Origin of the sequence: Janthinobacterium algoris, from assembly GCF_051380935.1 — a bacterium.
In the GTDB taxonomy this organism is placed as follows: domain Bacteria; phylum Pseudomonadota; class Gammaproteobacteria; order Burkholderiales; family Burkholderiaceae_D; genus Janthinobacterium.
Genome location: NZ_JBNYXZ010000015.1, coordinates 24,724 through 41,239 on the forward strand (window position 1 = coordinate 24,724; position 16,516 = coordinate 41,239).

Annotated in this window: 16 protein-coding genes; 2 read left to right on the top strand and 14 right to left on the bottom strand. The window is 63.4% G+C overall.

The features are described 5' to 3' along the window. The first annotated feature begins 101 nt into the window (after window positions 1–101). Window positions 102–1,094, top strand: a complete 993-nt coding sequence (locus ACQ4W7_RS20815) for an AraC family transcriptional regulator (RefSeq protein ID WP_436532934.1) — start codon at window positions 102–104, stop codon at window positions 1,092–1,094. Window positions 1,095–1,269: 175 nt separating this feature from the next. On the opposite strand, the gene ACQ4W7_RS20820 is transcribed toward ACQ4W7_RS20815, so the two are convergent. The 10 genes from ACQ4W7_RS20820 to ACQ4W7_RS20865 all read right to left on the bottom strand — a co-directional run bounded on the left by ACQ4W7_RS20820 (window position 1,270) and on the right by ACQ4W7_RS20865 (window position 10,657). Next, window positions 1,270–2,307, bottom strand: a complete 1,038-nt coding sequence (locus tag ACQ4W7_RS20820) for an AAA family ATPase (RefSeq protein ID WP_436532936.1) — start codon at window positions 2,305–2,307, stop codon at window positions 1,270–1,272. Continuing rightward, window positions 2,304–3,683, bottom strand: coding sequence for a phenylacetate--CoA ligase family protein (locus ACQ4W7_RS20825; protein ID WP_436532938.1), 1,380 nt, complete (start codon window positions 3,681–3,683; stop codon window positions 2,304–2,306). The genes ACQ4W7_RS20820 and ACQ4W7_RS20825 overlap by 4 nt, the downstream gene beginning before the upstream one ends. Further along, window positions 3,680–4,273, bottom strand: coding sequence for a hypothetical protein (locus ACQ4W7_RS20830; protein ID WP_436532940.1), 594 nt, complete (start codon window positions 4,271–4,273; stop codon window positions 3,680–3,682). Before ACQ4W7_RS20830 ends, ACQ4W7_RS20825 begins: the two co-directional genes overlap by 4 nt. 1 nt (window position 4,274) lies before the next feature. Then, window positions 4,275–6,074 (bottom strand): DUF58 domain-containing protein, encoded by a 1,800-nt coding sequence (locus tag ACQ4W7_RS20835; protein ID WP_436532942.1) that lies wholly within the window; start codon window positions 6,072–6,074, stop codon window positions 4,275–4,277. Next, window positions 6,071–7,048 (bottom strand): hypothetical protein, encoded by a 978-nt coding sequence (locus ACQ4W7_RS20840; protein WP_436532944.1) that lies wholly within the window; start codon window positions 7,046–7,048, stop codon window positions 6,071–6,073. Before ACQ4W7_RS20840 ends, ACQ4W7_RS20835 begins: the two co-directional genes overlap by 4 nt. A 9-nt stretch (window positions 7,049–7,057) precedes the next feature. Continuing rightward, window positions 7,058–7,531, bottom strand: a complete 474-nt coding sequence (locus tag ACQ4W7_RS20845) for a hypothetical protein (protein WP_436532946.1) — start codon at window positions 7,529–7,531, stop codon at window positions 7,058–7,060. Next, window positions 7,528–9,108, bottom strand: a complete 1,581-nt coding sequence (locus ACQ4W7_RS20850) for an AAA family ATPase (RefSeq protein WP_436532948.1) — start codon at window positions 9,106–9,108, stop codon at window positions 7,528–7,530. Before ACQ4W7_RS20850 ends, ACQ4W7_RS20845 begins: the two co-directional genes overlap by 4 nt. 86 nt (window positions 9,109–9,194) lie before the next feature. Then, entirely contained in the window at window positions 9,195–9,800 is a 606-nt protein-coding gene (locus tag ACQ4W7_RS20855; protein ID WP_436532950.1) for a glutathione S-transferase, read from the bottom strand. A gap of 2 nt (window positions 9,801–9,802) precedes the next feature. After that, on the bottom strand, window positions 9,803–9,970 hold the full coding sequence (locus ACQ4W7_RS20860; protein ID WP_436532952.1) for an alpha/beta fold hydrolase: 168 nt from the start codon (window positions 9,968–9,970) through the stop codon (window positions 9,803–9,805). 30 nt (window positions 9,971–10,000) lie between these two features. Next, entirely contained in the window at window positions 10,001–10,657 is a 657-nt protein-coding gene (locus tag ACQ4W7_RS20865; RefSeq protein ID WP_436532954.1) for an alpha/beta fold hydrolase, read from the bottom strand. Window positions 10,658–10,690: 33 nt separating this feature from the next. On the opposite strand from ACQ4W7_RS20865, the gene ACQ4W7_RS20870 reads away from it, so the two are divergent. Further along, window positions 10,691–11,620 (top strand): LysR family transcriptional regulator, encoded by a 930-nt coding sequence (locus tag ACQ4W7_RS20870; protein WP_436532956.1) that lies wholly within the window; start codon window positions 10,691–10,693, stop codon window positions 11,618–11,620. A 77-nt stretch (window positions 11,621–11,697) separates the two neighbouring features. Here ACQ4W7_RS20870 and ACQ4W7_RS20875 read toward each other — a convergent pair whose 3' ends face one another. The 4 genes from ACQ4W7_RS20875 to ACQ4W7_RS20890 are packed head-to-tail and all read right to left on the bottom strand — an operon-like array spanning window position 11,698 to window position 16,399. After that, complete coding sequence (locus tag ACQ4W7_RS20875) at window positions 11,698–12,819, bottom strand: ABC transporter permease (protein ID WP_436532958.1); 1,122 nt, start codon at window positions 12,817–12,819, stop codon at window positions 11,698–11,700. Next, window positions 12,816–13,997, bottom strand: a complete 1,182-nt coding sequence (locus ACQ4W7_RS20880; RefSeq protein ID WP_426074891.1) for an ABC transporter permease — start codon at window positions 13,995–13,997, stop codon at window positions 12,816–12,818. Before ACQ4W7_RS20880 ends, ACQ4W7_RS20875 begins: the two co-directional genes overlap by 4 nt. A 6-nt stretch (window positions 13,998–14,003) precedes the next feature. Next, the gene (locus tag ACQ4W7_RS20885) at window positions 14,004–14,978 is read right to left on the bottom strand and encodes an HlyD family secretion protein (protein ID WP_426074890.1); all 975 of its coding nucleotides are present in this window, start codon (window positions 14,976–14,978) and stop codon (window positions 14,004–14,006) included. 2 nt (window positions 14,979–14,980) lie between these two features. Further along, complete coding sequence (locus ACQ4W7_RS20890) at window positions 14,981–16,399, bottom strand: TolC family protein (RefSeq protein ID WP_436532961.1); 1,419 nt, start codon at window positions 16,397–16,399, stop codon at window positions 14,981–14,983. Window positions 16,400–16,516 lie beyond the last annotated feature (117 nt).

Sequence of the window (16,516 nt, forward strand, 5' to 3'; positions counted from 1 at the left end):
ACTCCCCCTGCTCGCAGCACAGGGCCGTCTTGCCAGGCAGGACGGATGACAACGCCACGGCCAGAGCGGCGTGGAGTGGACTTCATGCCATAATCGGCGGCATGTCTTCCCCTCCTACCTCCCTTGAACAGCCGGTATCCGGTCAGTTCCGCGCCGAATATGCACGGCGCATGAATGCCGTGCTTGACCATATCGACCGCCACCTGGATACGCCGCTGGATCTGGCGCAGCTGGCCGACGTCGCGCATTTTTCGCGTTTCCACTTTCATCGCGTGTTCGCCGCCTGGATGGGCGAGACGCTGGGCGACTATGCGCGCCGCCGGCGCCTGGAAACGGCCGCCCTGCGGCTGGCCGTGCGCCCCGACGAAACGATACTGGACATCGCGCTGGCGACGGGTTTCGGTTCCGGCGAAGCGTTTGCGCGCGCCTTCAAGCTGAAATTCGGCTGCACGCCGACAGCCTGGCGCGCCGGCGTCGCCGCGAAAAACGCCGCCATGCTCACGGCCATGCGCCTGCGCCGGCAAGATAGCAATCCGGATCAGGCCATGCGCAATGCAGATCAGGCAAAGCTGCCGAACTTCCAGCACCATGGGCACTCCAATCCACTTCATAGAGAGAGTCCCATGCAAGTTACCATCCTCGACCTGCCGTCCGCCACCGTGGCGTGCCAGCGCCATATCGGCCCTTACGGCCCCGCCATCAGCGCCTTCTGGCGCGACACCGTCGCGCCATGGATGCAGTCGCACGGCCTGGGCGACGCGACCTGCTACGGCATCGGCCATGACGATCCCAGCATCACGCCGCCAGGCAAATGCCGCTATGACGCCTGCGTCGCCGTTCCCGATGGCTTCCAGGCAGGTGGCCGGGCCAGCATCACCACTCTGCCGGGCGGGCGCTATGCGGTGGCACAGTTCAAGGGACCATCCAGCGCCATCGCCGACGCATGGACGCGCATGACGCGCGAATGGCTGCCGGCCAGCGGCCTGCAATGGGATGAGCGCCCCTGCTTCGAGCGCTTTTCCGCCGCCACGGCGATGGACCCGGCCAACGGCGAATTCTCTTGCGACATCTGCATCCCCGTGCGGCCGCTGTAGCTTCGGCGCGCGGCACTGGCGCGCGTCGTCGATGATGCCGCGTTTTCGGACGAGATACTGGCAGCCGTAAGCTCCGCCTTCGCGGCGTAGGTCGGAGTAGCGGAGCGTCATCCGACATCACCAAATGCGCCAACAAGGCTGTCGGATGACGCGGCATACGCCGCTAATCCGACATTCATCGCGCTGCCGCCAGCACTTGCGCCACCTGCCGGACCCTCCCGGCCACCGTGCCGGATACATGGATAAAAGCGATCCCCCGCCGCGCCAATTCGGCCTGGTACCACGCATGCTGGCGCGCGCGGAAATCCCCGTCGCGGCGCGTGCCATCCTGGATGAAGGGGAAGTCGGGCGCGCACAGCAGCACCAGGTCGTAGCGGTGCTCGGCCAGCTGCGCCAATTCTTGCTCGGCCTTGCCGAACATCTCGACGCAGTAGAAATAGGTGGTCAGGGGCGAGGTATCGCAAAACAGCCAGCGCTGCACGGCCATGGCGGCTTGCGCTTCGCGGCGCAGCTGCTCGCGGCCGATCTTGAGCAGATCGTCGTAATGTAATACGCCATCCTGGCTTTCCCACAGCTCGCGGCCATACTCGGCCACCCAGCCGGTATCGAAATGCGCTGCCAGCGCGGCCGCCAGGGTCGTCTTGCCGCTCGATTCGCCACCGAGCACGCACACGCGCGTGACGAAATGGGCACGCACCAGGGGCGACAAGAAGGCGCTGTGCGCCTGCGGGTCTTGCCGCACCAAGGTTCCGGACACCGGCACCAGCGCTCTCACCTGGTCCACGCTGACGTGCGCCACCGGCCCGCTTGCATAATGGCGTTCCAGCGCCCGCGCAAAGCCGGGGCCATAGTCTTCGCTGCTGAACACGGCGTCGACGGGCAGCGCCAGCACCATCCAGCACAGCCAGCCCATGAAATGGCGATGCAGTTCGCCGTCGTCGTCGTTGTGCGGCAAGGTCCGCGCCGGCACGCCGCGCGCTGCGCACAGGGCGGCCAGGCGGGCATCGTCCAGCACCACGATTTGCGCTTGCGGAAATTGCGCGCGTAGCCAAGCTTCCCGGCGCACCGGTTCCAGGCCGGGAAATTCAGGCTTGGTGTAGCTGACCACGAGCAGTTCTTCGCAAGCCTCCTGCGCACGATAGAGCAACAGTTCGTGGCCCTTGTGCAGCGGGCAAAATTTACCGACCACCAGGCCGCGCTTATAAAGCTTCATGCTGCCGCTTCCTGAAAATCCGAGGTGTATTGAATGATCTTGTCTTCCGCCAGCAAGGTCTCGACCGTGATGTCGCCGAAAAAAGGCGCCAGCAAGGCGCACGCCTGGTCCGCCTGCCGCATGGCGCCCGGCGCCAGGCGCAGCACGACGCTACCGCCGCCCTGCTGGTGCACGCCGAACAAGGCGATGGCCAGCGGCTTCAAGGCATGCGTGATATCGATATTGTTGATCCATACGCCGTTGATCGTCCTGTAGCGCAAGGGACTGCGGCCGGCCAGGCCCACCAGCACAGGCCCATCCGGCCCATGCGCCAGCGAGGCGTAATCACCGGTGCGGTAGCGCACCAGGGGCAGGCAGAAATTGAAGCCGCCCGTCACGGTGATTTCGCCGCGTGCGCCATCCGGCACGGGCTGGCCGCCGACGTCGAGAATTTCCACGTACAGCCGGTGCTGCAGCAGTACGTGGCCACCCGCCTGTTCGTCGTAGACGGCGACCGGCCCCACTTCATTGAGCGAATAGATGTCGAGCACGGGGCGGCCGAAACGCGCTTCCAGGCGTGCGCGCATGCCGGGCAACAGCATCATCGAGACGGACATCAGCGCGGCTGGCTTATGCACCATGGGCAAGGTCAGCAGCTCGGCAAACGAAATGGGGTCGCCGGCGATCAATTCGGGCGCCATGGCATCAAGATAGCGCGCGCGGTCGTCCGGGTCGCGCCAGTCGTCCACGTGCAGATTGATCTTCGCCAGGCCCGATTCATACATCGTGGGCGTGACGGAGACATAAGTGAAGCAGCGGCGCTGATGCCCCAGCAGCATGACGCCCACCTGGCCCGCGCCATGGAGCAGGGTCACGCCGAAGCGGCGCAGCGCGCGCTTGTGGAAGGCCAGGTAGCGCCCCGCCACCAGCGGGTGCGAAGCGATCAGCAGCGGGTGGCCTGTGGTGCCCGTCGTCTGGAAATTGATCATGCGCGCCAGGTCAGCATCGTCGGGTACGAAGGCGGCGATATCGTGCGCCAGCTCGGCGCGGCTGATGGGCGCCACGTCGGCAAGGCGGGCAGGCGGCGAACCGCAGGCGCGGTAGTACGGCACCGTGGCGTAAGTCGCCTTGAGGAAATCGGGCAGCCAGGACGGCGGCGCGGCGGCGCTCCAGCTGATCGACGCATCCATGACCTCCTGCTCAAAGGCACGCAGCGCATCGACTTCGTCAGCCAGCAGCTTGTTGCCACTGCGGTTGCGGTACTGGGGGGCTGCGGGATGGCTGCGCAGTTTTTCCAGCATGCGCGCGCCGGTTTGCGTCAGGGTGGGACAGTAATCGCGGTCCGATTCCCAGGCGCCGTCCGGAAGATTGACGTCAGGTTTGCCAGCGAGCGTCATTCGCGCGACCACTTGTCGGCCGATTCCTCCGCCGCCTTCTTCGCCAGCGCCTCACGGATCTCGCGTGCGCGCTGTTCGGCCAGCCGGCTCGCTTCGAGCAGGCGCCGGCGCTCCGTGCCGCTGATGGCAGACAATCTGTCCGTGGCCTGCGCCACGCTTTCATCGCTGGGCCTAAAACCCAGGCGCGCCAGCACGATGCGCGCCAGTTCCTCGCGCCGCTCCGGGTCTTGCGTAAACTGGTGGGCAGGCGTGGCGGCGGCAAGTTCGCGCGCCGCCTCGCCCAGCAACTGCAACAAGTCGTACTGCGGCAACTGCTGCCCGGTGAACCACTCGTCGGCCAGCAGCCAGCACAGGATCATGGCCAGCGCCAGCCGGTTACGGTCCGCTTTCACTTGCGCGCCGATAAAATCCTGCAGTGACGCGGCCGGCGCGCGGGCGCCATGCAGCAGCAAGATGTCGTTAACCAGCGCGGCAACCGCCACCGCCTGCGCATTGGCGACGCCGGCGATGCGGGGCTCGGCGAGGAATTCGACGGGTGTATCGGCCAGGCGATGGGTCAGGATTTCAAGGTGGGGACCGGGAGTGTGCATATCATGATTGTATATAGTGGCGCCGGCTGAACGCCCGCGCAAAGTCCAGCAAATCCTCGTAGCGCTCGACGGCGTGGATATCCCAGCCCTGTTCACGGCGCGCGCGTTTCAACGCGTCGTAGGTCTGCTGCAGCCACTTGTTGGCTGCCGCGCAGTCCCAGTCGCGCTCCAGGTTCAGGGCCATGGTGCCTCCCGCGCAGCCCTGGGCCAGCGCCTTGGCGGAAATATCCCAGCCGCTGTTGCCGATTTCATCATTGTCGAACATGGTGCTGATGCCATCGTCGGAAATCATCAGGATGTGCGCTGGCCGTTCTCGCTTGGCCGCATAAGTCTGGCGCAGGCGGTGGATGGGGAAACAGGTGCCGCCGCCAAAAAATTCCGTCAGCACGCCCAGGATCATGTCTTCATCGCGCACGAAACCTGGCGTCTGCATCACCTCATTCTTGCCGCTCCACAGCGTCACCTGCACTTTCGCTCCCGCGCGCAGGGCGGACAAGGCGATAACGGCGCCAGCCAGGGTCAGAAACGAAGTATGCGCCTGCGGGTTCGGCATGGAGCCGGAACTGTCCACGTACATATCCAGGTCGACAGGCACGGCGTCGATGGCGCGCGCCGGTTCGCGGCCATACACGCGGCGCACGGTGGTCACGCCGGGCACGGGGCGCGGCGACTGCATCACGGACTGCAGCCAGTCGATGTCGTCCAGCGGGTCACCGATCTCCCATGGCTCCAGTCCCTCCATCTGCGGCTCCTGCGATTCGGGCGCGGGGCGGCTGGGGAATGCGACCAGATGCGGCAAGGCCCGTTCGCGGTAGTAGCGGATGGCGATTTCATGGTCGCTCAGGTCCACGCCCGAGGCCTTTAAAATGTCGCCCAGCTCGAACGGTTCGCGCAGTTGGCCGCCAGCCGGCCTGGCCGGCACCTCGGCTTGCGGCTCCTCGCCATCGAGGCCGGAGATGCGCTTGTCGTGCACGGGGTGGATGGCGCCGCCCTCCTCGTCATCCTCGATCTGCTGCGCGCCATACGTCTGGCAACCACGCGCGGCATCGCGCGTGTCCTGCAGATAGCGGCTGGGGTCAAGACTATCACCCAGGGCACCCGTGTCTTCCACCAGATAAGGCAGCAGCAAGGTGGCGAAGCGGCCCGCCGCCAGCATCCAGTCGTTCGCGTAGACGCGGATCAGGCGCGCGCCCAGCCAGGCATCCGTATCCAGGCGTTCTTCCGCATCGCTATCAGTACCTGCGCCACCCAGCTCGCCCTTTTCCAGCTGCCACAGGCTTTCATAGATGCGCATGTACAGGGTCCACACGCCCCCGCTGGCCTTGGCCTTGCCATCCGGCAAAGGCTCCCTGCCCTGCTGCAGCTTGCGATAAATGTCCGCCATGCGCAAATTCGCCTGGCGCTGCAGCCGGTCGTTGATGAACAGGTCCGTGTACAGGTTGGCCACCATGGGCGCGTGCTGCTCCAGGGTCGGCAAGGCGCGGCGCATGCGCGCCAGCAGGCGGAACTGGTCGCTGGCGCTGCCCGGCGCGAGGATGTGGTGGCCGATTTCATGCGCGAGGATTTCCAGCGCATAGTCTTCCAGGCCCAGCTCCGTCACCAGCGGCAAATCCACCACGACGCTCTGGTCCAGCAAACGGATCATGGCGAAGCTGCCGGACAGGCCCTGCTTGCTGGCCTCGACGTGGCTGGCGCACAGGCTCGGGTCGCGCAGTCGCGTAAATTTGCTCCACACGGCCAGGGCCTCGGGCCAGACGGCCTGCCAAGCGTCGATCAGGGCGGTGTCGGCATCCTTTTTCATGCAAGCGGCAGCAAGCGAATCGCATGCGTCCAGGGCGACGTGATGGCCAGCGTATGCGCATTGGCGGCAAGGGCGATGTCGCCCGCCGGCACATCGAGCACGATGCTGCGCACGCCGATATGCACGGCCGCCCCATCGAGGCGCACGGACGACGGCAGCTCGTTTGGCGCCTGCTCGAACTCCTGCGCCGTGGCGCTGTGCAGCACGGCGCCATAGGCGTCGGCCACCAGCAGATAATGGCGTTCGGCGCTGCTCACAGCAAAGCCGCAACCGTCCGCCGTGGCGCGTACCTGCGGCGGCGTGCCGAAATCGCCACCGAGGCCGCTGAAGCTGCCGAACTCCCTGCCATCGGCATTGCCGCGCCAGGGATTTGCCAGCAACTGCGCATGCACCTGCGGCCATTGCGCGCCCGGCTCGCCAAAAGCCGCCAGCGCCAGCGCGGGCGGCAAGGTGTCGGCGGCGGCCAGCGCGCCCAGTCGGAAATGCGCGAGGCCGGCACGCCAGGCCAGCACCTGGCCCACGGCGCGCAGCTGCGCGACGCTGCCGACTTGCGGCGCCACGGCAGCCATCCCGGCTTGCCACTGAGCGGGACGCGCTCCCGCCACGGAGGCTATGTGGATGGCGGCGTTGCTCAACATACCCAGCACATCGAGGGGCGCCGTGGCCAGCAGCGACGCAAATGATGGCGCCAGTTCGCGCCAGACGGTATTGAGGAAGGGATTTTTTGCGGCCGGACCGGCCAGGCCATGGCCCACCAGCTCCAGCGCCATGTCGTAGGCGGCCAGGGTGACACTGCCCGCGCGCTCGGGCGCAGCGGCGGTCACGGCCACCACCAGCGGATCGACGCCATCGTGCAAAAAGGTGCCAAAGGCGGCCATGTCGAGCGCGGGAAAGCGCCGGCGCGCTTCCGCTGCGCGCGCATTGAATTGGGCGCGGCCGCTGGCGAGTATTGAGGCAAAGGCAGGAGAAATCATCGCCGCTCCTCAATCGCTGTGCGAGAAGTGCAGCAGATAGCGTTCATCCCCCAGTTCGAACGCGATCTCGTCCCAGTGAATCGCGTACCAGAAACCAGCGGGCGGCGTCATCGTCACGGCGTGCAGGGAAAAACCGTCCAGCACCGCGTCGAGCGACTCCTGGAAGGCGGCCACCAGTTGCGCGCGGAAGCGCCCGGGTGGCGCCGCCTGCATGTGCCGCGACGAGAAAAACCAGCGCTGGCACACTTGCTCCAGGTGCGCGCGCCCGCACGGCGCCGCATTGACGTGCCACAAGGCTGCCGGCAAGTCGCGTGCGGGTTCGATGACGTTCAAGGCATATCCTTCCACGCGCAAGCCCAGCGCCGTGGCGAGATCGGGCGCATCGGGCAGGCGCTGCAACTCGTAGCTCGCGCGCAGGTCGCTAGCCTCGCCATTGAGCATGGCCAGCGCTTCCAGGAAGCCTTGACAATGCAGGACGCTCATTGCGAACGCAGCCAGCTACGGTAATTCGTATAGCGCTGATGCAGGTATTTGAGCTTGAGCAGGTCATCGTACAGGGGGCCGTACAGCTTACGCCCTTTGGTGCGTTCGCCGATCAGCTTTTCAATGCGGTTCAGGCGCGCCAGGGTCTCGCGCTCGCTGACGCCATCGAGGCCCAGGTCGAATTCGGCCGACAACACACCGACAGGATCATCGCGGTCCAGGTCCAGGCGGTTGAATTCATCGTTCGACAGGTCGAACAACCGGCGCAGCCAGCCCAGCCTGTCGCTGCGGTAGGCGGCGTTTTCCGGCAGCGCGAAAAATGGCGCGTCCGGGTCCGGCTGCAGCTTGTTATGCAGGACGAAGGGCAGCACCTGGCGCAAGTCTTCCAGCTCCACCTCGCCATTGCCGCGGAAGTAGGCCATGGCTTTGGCATAGATCAAAAGCGCCATCAGGGTACGCACGGAAATACCGTTCAAGGTCTGGCAACCGAGGTCCTTCAGGCGGTCGCGCCCATTGTCGGCCGCCTGCGCGGCGCCACGGTCGGCACCCGCCAGGCGGGCAGTATCCTTGGTCATGTATTCGAACTGGCCACCGGCCGTCTCGAACAGCTCGAACTGGCTGGCGAAGAATTCCAGGCGGCGCCGCACGGCGTCGGGTATGCCTACTTGGCGGATGGATACGCCGATCTTGTCCACCTCTTCTTCCGTGAAGATGATCTCGGGCGGCACCAGTTCTTCGGGACGGATGTTTTCTTCCACGCGCAGCAGCAACTCGTTCAGGAAGCGCGGATTGAAGGCCAGCGCCTGCACCGTCACGTCGACCCGGTCGCGCAGCGCCTCGATCACCTGGTAGGTGCCGCCACCCTGGTCGTCGTTGGCCGTCAGGTACCAGGCCGCTTCCGGGCATTCGTAAATGTGGTTCAGCACTTCCGCGTAATTGTCGCCCATGACGGTGAGCAGCGCGCTTTGCGTACGCGTGGGGATGCGGTTGTATTCATCGACAATTTTCACGCGCATGCCCAGCCAGGCGCGCCAGGCGATGCGGATATCGTCCATGCTTTGCGCGTTCACCAGATCAAACGGCAACGGATTGCCGAGCAAATCGGCCACCGTCATCTGCGGGTGGCCATGCTGCATGGCGCGTTTGACTTCCTTGACGGTGGAGCCGGCCAGCACACCCATTAACAGGGCGCTGGCCGTCTTGCCCCGCCCCGGCCCGCCGACGAACAGGCATTTGCGGCGCGTGGCGAACGTCAGCAGCGGTAGCAGGATGAAACTGGAATAGCTTTGCGCCGACGGCAAATTCAGGGTGCGGCGGCTGTCGCCCACGGCATACGTCTGCGACGGGCCATCGTTGTATTCGATATCGTAATGGGGACTGATGATGGCGTGATTGACAATCCAGAAATAGGCCTGGCGCAGCTTTTCATCGAAAGGCCGCGCTTGCACCTCGCCGTCTGCTCCCAGCGCGATAGGCCCCTGGTACAAGTCCGCCACGTCGAACTGCCGCGCGGCAGGCGCCGCCTTGGGCTTGGTGGGGGCTTGGGACAGACGCTGGAACAGGTTGAAGGGGGGCATGGTGCTGGATATAGGCGGCGTGACAGAAACGAAATTATTGCACAATGCGTCAACAGGCACTTGTTCGGATGGAAAGTATGTCGTGGTCAGCAAGCCATCCGAGTGGCAATAAACGCCGCTTGCTGCTCTGCCAGTGCCGTCAAGCTGGCCACTGCCGGATAATCGCCCGCCTCCAGTGCATCCGGCACCATCTGCTGGGTGAAGCTCCAGGCCACCGCAATGCTGATACCGGCAACACTCAGACAGTCCGGTGTTTCTTCTCGCACAGACACTTCCAACTGCCGCCAAGCCCCTTGCAGTTGCACCTGGACACGGTCCAGCCACGCCTGATGCTGTTTTTCCTGGGGACGCAAGCGTCGTTCATACACGATCTGCACCGTTTTCTCACAGGCCGCCAGCGCAAAACCTGTCTGGCACAGCGCATGCAAGCGTGCCGGGCTTGGCCCCGGCATGATGCGGGGTGCATCTGCCGCAAGTTCATCCAGATAAGCAAGTATCAAGGTGGAGTCCATCAACACTTGCCCATCATCGGTAATCAGGGTGGGCGCCTTCACGGACGGATTGATCTGTCTAAAGATGTCAAAATCAGAAAAAACCGAGAGGGGCTGGTGTTCGTATGGCAGGCCCAGCACTCTCAGGCAAATAGCGACACGCCTGACGTAGGGAGAATCGAGCATTCCGATCAATACCATGATTACATCCTCCCAATATCATTAACAAAATCAATCACTTGTGCAGCGACAGGCAATGGCGCATCCTCCATCAGGAAATGCCCGGCCTCTTCGTAAAGGTGCAGCGTGGCACCGCGAATATCGCGCTGCAGGCGCCGTGCATAGGCCACTGCCTGCCACTCGTCTTCCATGCCCCATAAAATCTGCACCGGCAGGTCGAGCTACGGTAATTTTTCGGCAAAGTCCCTGGTATAAGAGGCGTCATAGTGAGCCACCTGATGCTGATAAAAAGACGGTTGCCCCACCACGCCGCACAGCGGTTCCAGATAACGCTGCAGTGTCTCGCCCTGCATCCTGTCCTTGTGAAAAACGGCCATGCCGAGCTGACGCAACATCGCACTGCGGTGCGCGCTTGCCGGCATCAGCGCACACTGTGCGTAATCATCGCGCATGTGCTTCCAGGTGGGCGACGGCCAGGAGTCATAGCTGGGAATATCCGCAATGGTCAGGCTGAGCAAGCGCGTGGCATGTTCAAAGGCCAGCCGCAGCGAGATGGCCCCGCCGATATCATGGCCGAACAGATGGACCTTGGGCAATTGCCAGTGGTCGAGCAGCGCGACCAGCACCGTCACCTGCGCGGCCACGGAGGTATCACCGCGAACGGGACGCTCGGAGGCGCCAAAACCCAGCAGATCATACAAATGCACCTGGAACCCGGCACCGACAAATACCGGCACCAGTTCCCGCCAGATGACACAGTGTGCTGGAGTGCCATGCACCAATACCAACGGCGTGCCAGCGCCATGGATGCCCGTCGCAATGCGGTAGCCGCTGATCAGGGTGTGGCCGTTCAGCAATGGCTCGTGAATAGTCATCATGTGTCCTCATTTTCAATTACTGCAGACTATCGCTTGACTGACAATGACACAAGTGACATTATTTTCACCCTGATTGCAACTTTTGTCATACATCAAATGAATCTGCGCCTTTCTGTCGATGCCCTCCGTGTATTCAGAACGGTAGTGCAAACCGGCAATATGAGTCATGCCGCGTCTTTGCTCAATCTCAGCCAGTCTGCGGTGAGCTGGAAAATCAAGCGGCTTGAGCAGCAACTGGAGTGTCAGTTGCTGGCGCGCAGCGGCAAGCTGTTCGGCCCCACTGAAAAGGGCGTCGTGCTGCTGCAACATGCAGTAAAAATTCTTGATGCGCACGATGACGCCGTAGCCTATTTTTCGCCATCTGCGATGAGAGGCCGGCTGCGCATAGGAGTGACGGAACAGATTTCACTGGCTGAAGTCTGCGCGGTGCTCTCGCTGTTTTCGCATCACCACCCAAAAGTGGACGTGCAACTCATCATTGAACAGAGCCACCTTCTGCGCCAGCGCTTTACCGACGGCGATCTGGACATCATCTTGCACCAGGATTTTGCCGACATGGTGTCCCCCTCTGACAAGCTGTTATGGCGGGAAAAATTACACTGGTGCAACGCCACAGCAGAGCAGGGCTTGGCCGGAGAACCCGTCAAATTGATCACCTATGGTCCGCAGTGCTTTTATCGCCGACTGGCCGAGGAAAAGCTGGGTGAGGCCGGCATGGCCTGGAGCGTGAGCCTGGAATGCCCTTCGATCGCAGGCATGCTGACCGCCATCGCCAGCGGCCTGGGGGTGGGGATCATGAATGAACGTAATCTCGGCAGTACCGTGCGGCGGCATGCGGCGCTGGAACATATTGCCCCGCTCCCCGGTGTGGCCAGCCTGATGCGGGCAAGCGAAAAGCATCCTGACCCGGCGCGTGATACTTTCTGCAAGATGCTGATGGCAGCATTCCAAAAAACGGCATGAAAGCAGGGGCATCTTTTGCCAGCCCCCTGAGAGCAATCAAACGCGATGGGTAAGCGGAACATGCGCCAATGGAAGCGCTACACCATGCGCCAGCGCCGCCACCCCAACGCCACGCACGCCGCCAGCAGGCACAGCAACCCTGCCACTTCATGGCGGATTTCATACAGCGAGGCGCCCATCTGGTTGAGCGCGACAAAGCCCTGGATGCCGGCCGTGGATGGCAGCAGCCAGCGCAGCCATTGCAGCACGACGGGCATGGACGACACGGGCCAGGTCAAGCCTGCCAGGAACAGCACCGGCATCGAGGTGGCGATCATCAGCTGCGTGCCCCGTTCGCGCGTGCGGAACAGCATGCCCAGCAGCATGCCGAAGGCTGCTTCCGCCAGAGAAAACAGTACCAGCAGCAAGAGCATGCCGCCAAAATTGCCGCCACGGGGGTAATCCTGGAACCAGAAGACGAAACCAAAGAAATAGCAGCAGTTGAGGAACGCCACGCAGGCAAACGCCAGCAGCATGCCCGCATAGCCGCCGACCGTGCGCTTGCCCGCCAGGGGGAAACTCTTGCGCTGGTACCATGTACCGAACAGCATGGTCATGCCGATCAGCAAGGTCTGCTGCACAATCAGGGTGGCCACGCCCGGCACGACATAGGCGCCATAGCCTTCCTTGACGTTAAACAGGGGTACGGCATCGAAGGCGATGGGCGAGCGCTGCTGGTTGGCCTGGATGGTGGACGGCGTGCCCGCAGCCAAACGCTTGAGTTCTATACCGGCCGACACGGTGCCCACCACTTCGGCCAGGCCGTTCAGGGCCACCTTGTTCAGCATCAAATACAAGCCATTGCCCGCCACCTGCGCGTGGGCGGCGCGGCCGGCCAGCACGTCTGTCTGCAAGCCGTCGGGGAGGATCAATACGCCCATGACTTGGTCGCGCCACAATAAATCTTGCGCAACGGACAAGTCCGGCGTGACGACGATCACGTCCAGCGACGGATGGGCCATGGCGAAGCGCGTCAACTGGCGCGACATGGCGCTGCGGTCCTGGTCGACGACCGCCACGGGCACGCGCTGGACGATTTCCGTCGAATACGGCAGCGGATAGAAGAAGGAATAGATGATGCCGCCAATGAACAGCAAGGTCAGTGCGCCCTTGTCCGTCAGCATGGCGCGCCAGGTAGCGAGAAAGGCCGGCCACATCATGTGCGCCCCCAGGCGGCCGGGGCATTTGCGCGGCGCGCCAGCAAGAATACGCCCACGGCGCCGCAGCCGATGGCGATACCGGCCAATATCAGCATTTCCTGTACCCCATAGCGCCACGGTGCACCAGCCAGCCAGTATTTCGTTTGCAGTTGCAGATAATGCGTGAGCGGCAAGGCTTCCGCCCAGGCGCGGGCCGGCGCCGGCATGGCCATCAAGGGAAATGCCTGGCCCGCAAAGGCGAAGGCCGGCGCCGTGATGAAGGCGGCGCCCGACAAGGCCAAACGCAGGGACAGGGTGGCGGCGATCAGCAAGGTCGCCAGGCCACAGTAGGCGAGCACCAGCAACAGCATGCTCAGCAGCAAGGCCGGCAAGCTGCCCGCGACGGCCCAGCCTCGCGCCAGGCTGAAGAACAGCAAATACAGCAGCGCCAGCGCACAGTAAGCAATGAGGGGAAACAGCAGCTTGGCGCCAACGGCGCGCAGCCAGCTGCCATGGGCCGAAGCCAGCCATTGCGGCACGGTGCCGTCGCGCAATTCACGCCCGATGGAGGTGACGACGGCAACGACGATGAATATCTGCAGCATGGCCGGCATCAGGGCCAACGTCAAAAACGCTTCATAGCTGATGTTTTCATTGTATAAACTATTCAGGGTGGTGCGGATCGGTTCGAACTGGGCCGCCGCCTGCACGCCCGACATGCCCTTTTTCACGCGCGCCGTCATCTCGATGCCGGCCGACAAGGTCGTGCTGACCGTGCGCACGTCGCGCAGCAAGGCGCCCGCGTGCGAAGAAAACTGTGCGTTGTACAGCCATTGCACGGTGGCTTGCCGGCCACCCAGCAGTTTCTGTTCGAAATCGTTGGGGATCAGCAGATAGCCAAACGCCGTGCGCTCGCGCAGCCGGCGCAGGGCTTCATCGCTGGACGCCACTTTCGCCGCCACCTCGATGCCGGGCGAGGCGTCGAGCCAGCGCGTCAGCTGGCGTGACAGGGTGGAGTTATCGTTATCGATGATGACGATGGGCAAGTCGCGCGCGATGCCGGCCGAAAAAATCAGCCACAACATGCCGCACAGCACGAGGGGAATCCAGCTGAGCATGCCCATGTCCCAGAAGTCGCCGCGCAAGCGCCGCCACTCGCGTGCCAGCGCCGCCGGCTGTTCTTTGTCAATCTCACTCATTGGCTATCAGAGCGGTGGAAACACGACCGACATACCCGGACGCAAGCCCTCGACCTTGATGGCGGGGCGCAAACGGATTTCAAACGTGCGCAAGTCTGTACCGCCCGGGCGGGCAGCGCGCCACGTGGCGAAGTCCGGCAGCACGGCCACGGAGCTGACCTTGAAACTCAGTTGCTGCTTGAGTGCCGGCACATTGGCCGTATGCGTGCTGCCCATGGCAAACGCTGCCATGTCATCTTCGCGCACTTGCAGCACGGCCCAGGCGTCATCGAGGTTCACCAAAGTGATTACGGGGAAACCTTGCGGCGCCAGTTCACCGGGCTGTATCTGGATCTTGCTGACCTGCCCGGCCACCGGCGCGGCGATCTTCGTTTCGGCCAGGGCGATCTGCGCTTCCGTCAGCACGGCGCCCACCTGGCGCGCCTGAGCGGCGGCGGCCGTCTTGTCTTCCGGACGGGCGCCTTTTTGCGCCATGTCATACTGCGCGCGTGCAGCTTGCGCCAGCTGGTCGGCGGCGCGCCATTGCGCTTGCGCCTCGTCACGTTTCTGCTGGGCGATCACGCCTTGCTCGAACATATTGTTGACGCGGGTATAGGTGGTTTTGGCGATGGTCGCCCCCGTTTGCGCCCGCTCCCAGTTGGCTTTCGCGGCGGCGACTTCTTCCGGACGCGCACCCGCTTGCGCCTTTTGCGCCACGGCATCAGCCGCTTGCGTGGCGGCCGTCGCTTGCGCGATCTTCGCATCCACTTCCGGACTCGTCAGCTGGAACAATACCTGGCCTTTCGGCACCGTCTGGCCCAGCTTGACGTACAGCTCGCCCACCCTGCCCGGCACTTTCGACGAGACATTGACTTCCTGCGCGTCCATCTGTCCCTGCAAAGGCAGGCGCTGCGGCTGGAACGCCTGGTACAGGCCCCAGCCCACGAAGGCCAGCACGATGACTGCGGCGACTATGGCCAATGGTTTTTTGAAAGTACTCATTATTATTTGTCCACAGGTAATTGGATGTCGGCCGCTGCGGCCAGGCTGCCCAGGCGCTGCGTCTCGCCCGTTGCTTCCAGCAAATGCGCCAGCCCCATCACATAGTTATAGGCTGTCTGCGCGCGCTGGGTCTCGATTTTCGCCAGGTTCAGGCGCGCGTCGACCACTTCCAGCGACGTCACTTGCCCTTGTTGGAAGGCCACTGTTTGCAAACGGATATTTTCGCGTGCCAGCTCCACCGAAGACGCCGTGGACAGATACTGAATGCGGGCGTTTTCCAGCGCACGCCAGTTCTTCTCGATCAGGGTGGGAATGTCGCGCTCGGCCTGGCGCGCCACTACTTCCACCCGCTCCTGGTCGAGTTTGGCGGCGGCGATCATCTTGCCTGTATTGATGCGGTGCACGAGCGGCACGGACACGACAAGGCCGATGGCCCAGTTCGAGCGCACGAGCTGGCCGCGATTCAAATTGTAGTTACCGATGGCAAAGACGGTGGGCGCGTATTCCTTGCCGTGCAGCTTCAAGGCTTGCTCTGCTTGCACGCGCTTGCTATCGATCTTTTTCCAGTTTGCATTTTCGCGCATGCCCGTGCTGATGAACGATTGCAAGGTGCCGACCGGCAAACTGTTGACGAACAGCGGCGTGCTGGGGCGTACTTGCGTGTTAACGGCAAGCAAACGGTCAAGCGCCACTTGCGCAATTTCCTCATCGCTGCGCGCCTGCGCTTCCTCGCTGCGGGCGCCGTCCAGGGCCACGTCGGCACGCAGGCGTTCCGCACGCGAAATCAGGCCGCCCTTTTCCAGCTTCGCCGCGTCACGCTGGTGCTGCGTCACGCCGGCCGTCACGTCGGCCCGCACGGCCACCACGCGCTTGGCCAGCAGCAATTGAAAATAGCGCTGCGCCACCAAGGTGGCTAGCTGCTCTTCCGCCTCCGTGCGCTCGGCTTGCGCGGCCAGGGTCAGGCTGGAAGCGAGGCCCTTGACGGCGTCCAGGCGCCCGCCCGTGTAGATGGGCCACATGCCCAGCAAGCCGAACGAGGTCAAATCCGTCACCACTTCGCGGTTCAGGGAATTGGGAATATGTGGCGTGGGCAAGCCGGGAATCGGCGGCAGCACCGATCCGATGCCGCCCACCACGCCGGACAAGCCGCTGGTATCGATACTCAAATCCGTCGACAAGCGGCCGCGAAACGCCGTCAAGTCCACCGAAGGGCCATCGATATTCGACAAGGCTTCCGCCTTCAGTGTTTTTGCGCGCACGTCGAGCGCGGCGCCCTGCACGGCGCCCGAGGCTGCTGCCGCTTGCTGCAGCGCTTCGCTAAAGCCCAGCGGTGCGCCAGCCGGCATCTGCGCCTGGGCGGGCATGGCGGCGCCCAGCGCGCTCGCCAGCAATAATGATAAGTGTTCTTGCAATCTGCCCATGTAGCGTCCAGTCAATGAATGAGGGGAAAGCACGGGGTTGCCATGTTTATACTTTCACAATAGCAATTATATCCACGGATGTCTATTCCAGCCTGCACTATTGGTTACTGGGCCTGA

Coding starts and splice junctions, on each gene's coding strand:
- ACQ4W7_RS20885 (WP_426074890.1), bottom strand. CDS start 14,978: ATGAGTACTTTCAAAAAACCATTGGCCATAGTCGCCGCAGTCATCGTG.
- ACQ4W7_RS20855 (WP_436532950.1), bottom strand. CDS start 9,800: ATGGTATTGATCGGAATGCTCGATTCTCCCTACGTCAGGCGTGTCGCT.
- ACQ4W7_RS20845 (WP_436532946.1), bottom strand. CDS start 7,531: ATGAGCGTCCTGCATTGTCAAGGCTTCCTGGAAGCGCTGGCCATGCTC.
- ACQ4W7_RS20865 (WP_436532954.1), bottom strand. CDS start 10,657: ATGATGACTATTCACGAGCCATTGCTGAACGGCCACACCCTGATCAGC.
- ACQ4W7_RS20840 (WP_436532944.1), bottom strand. CDS start 7,048: ATGATTTCTCCTGCCTTTGCCTCAATACTCGCCAGCGGCCGCGCCCAA.
- ACQ4W7_RS20820 (WP_436532936.1), bottom strand. CDS start 2,307: ATGAAGCTTTATAAGCGCGGCCTGGTGGTCGGTAAATTTTGCCCGCTG.
- ACQ4W7_RS20860 (WP_436532952.1), bottom strand. CDS start 9,970: ATGGAAGACGAGTGGCAGGCAGTGGCCTATGCACGGCGCCTGCAGCGC.
- ACQ4W7_RS20850 (WP_436532948.1), bottom strand. CDS start 9,108: ATGCCCCCCTTCAACCTGTTCCAGCGTCTGTCCCAAGCCCCCACCAAG.
- ACQ4W7_RS20835 (WP_436532942.1), bottom strand. CDS start 6,074: ATGAAAAAGGATGCCGACACCGCCCTGATCGACGCTTGGCAGGCCGTC.
- ACQ4W7_RS20815 (WP_436532934.1), top strand. CDS start 102: ATGTCTTCCCCTCCTACCTCCCTTGAACAGCCGGTATCCGGTCAGTTC.
- ACQ4W7_RS20875 (WP_436532958.1), bottom strand. CDS start 12,819: ATGATGTGGCCGGCCTTTCTCGCTACCTGGCGCGCCATGCTGACGGAC.
- ACQ4W7_RS20880 (WP_426074891.1), bottom strand. CDS start 13,997: ATGAGTGAGATTGACAAAGAACAGCCGGCGGCGCTGGCACGCGAGTGG.
- ACQ4W7_RS20830 (WP_436532940.1), bottom strand. CDS start 4,273: ATGCACACTCCCGGTCCCCACCTTGAAATCCTGACCCATCGCCTGGCC.
- ACQ4W7_RS20890 (WP_436532961.1), bottom strand. CDS start 16,399: ATGGGCAGATTGCAAGAACACTTATCATTATTGCTGGCGAGCGCGCTG.
- ACQ4W7_RS20825 (WP_436532938.1), bottom strand. CDS start 3,683: ATGACGCTCGCTGGCAAACCTGACGTCAATCTTCCGGACGGCGCCTGG.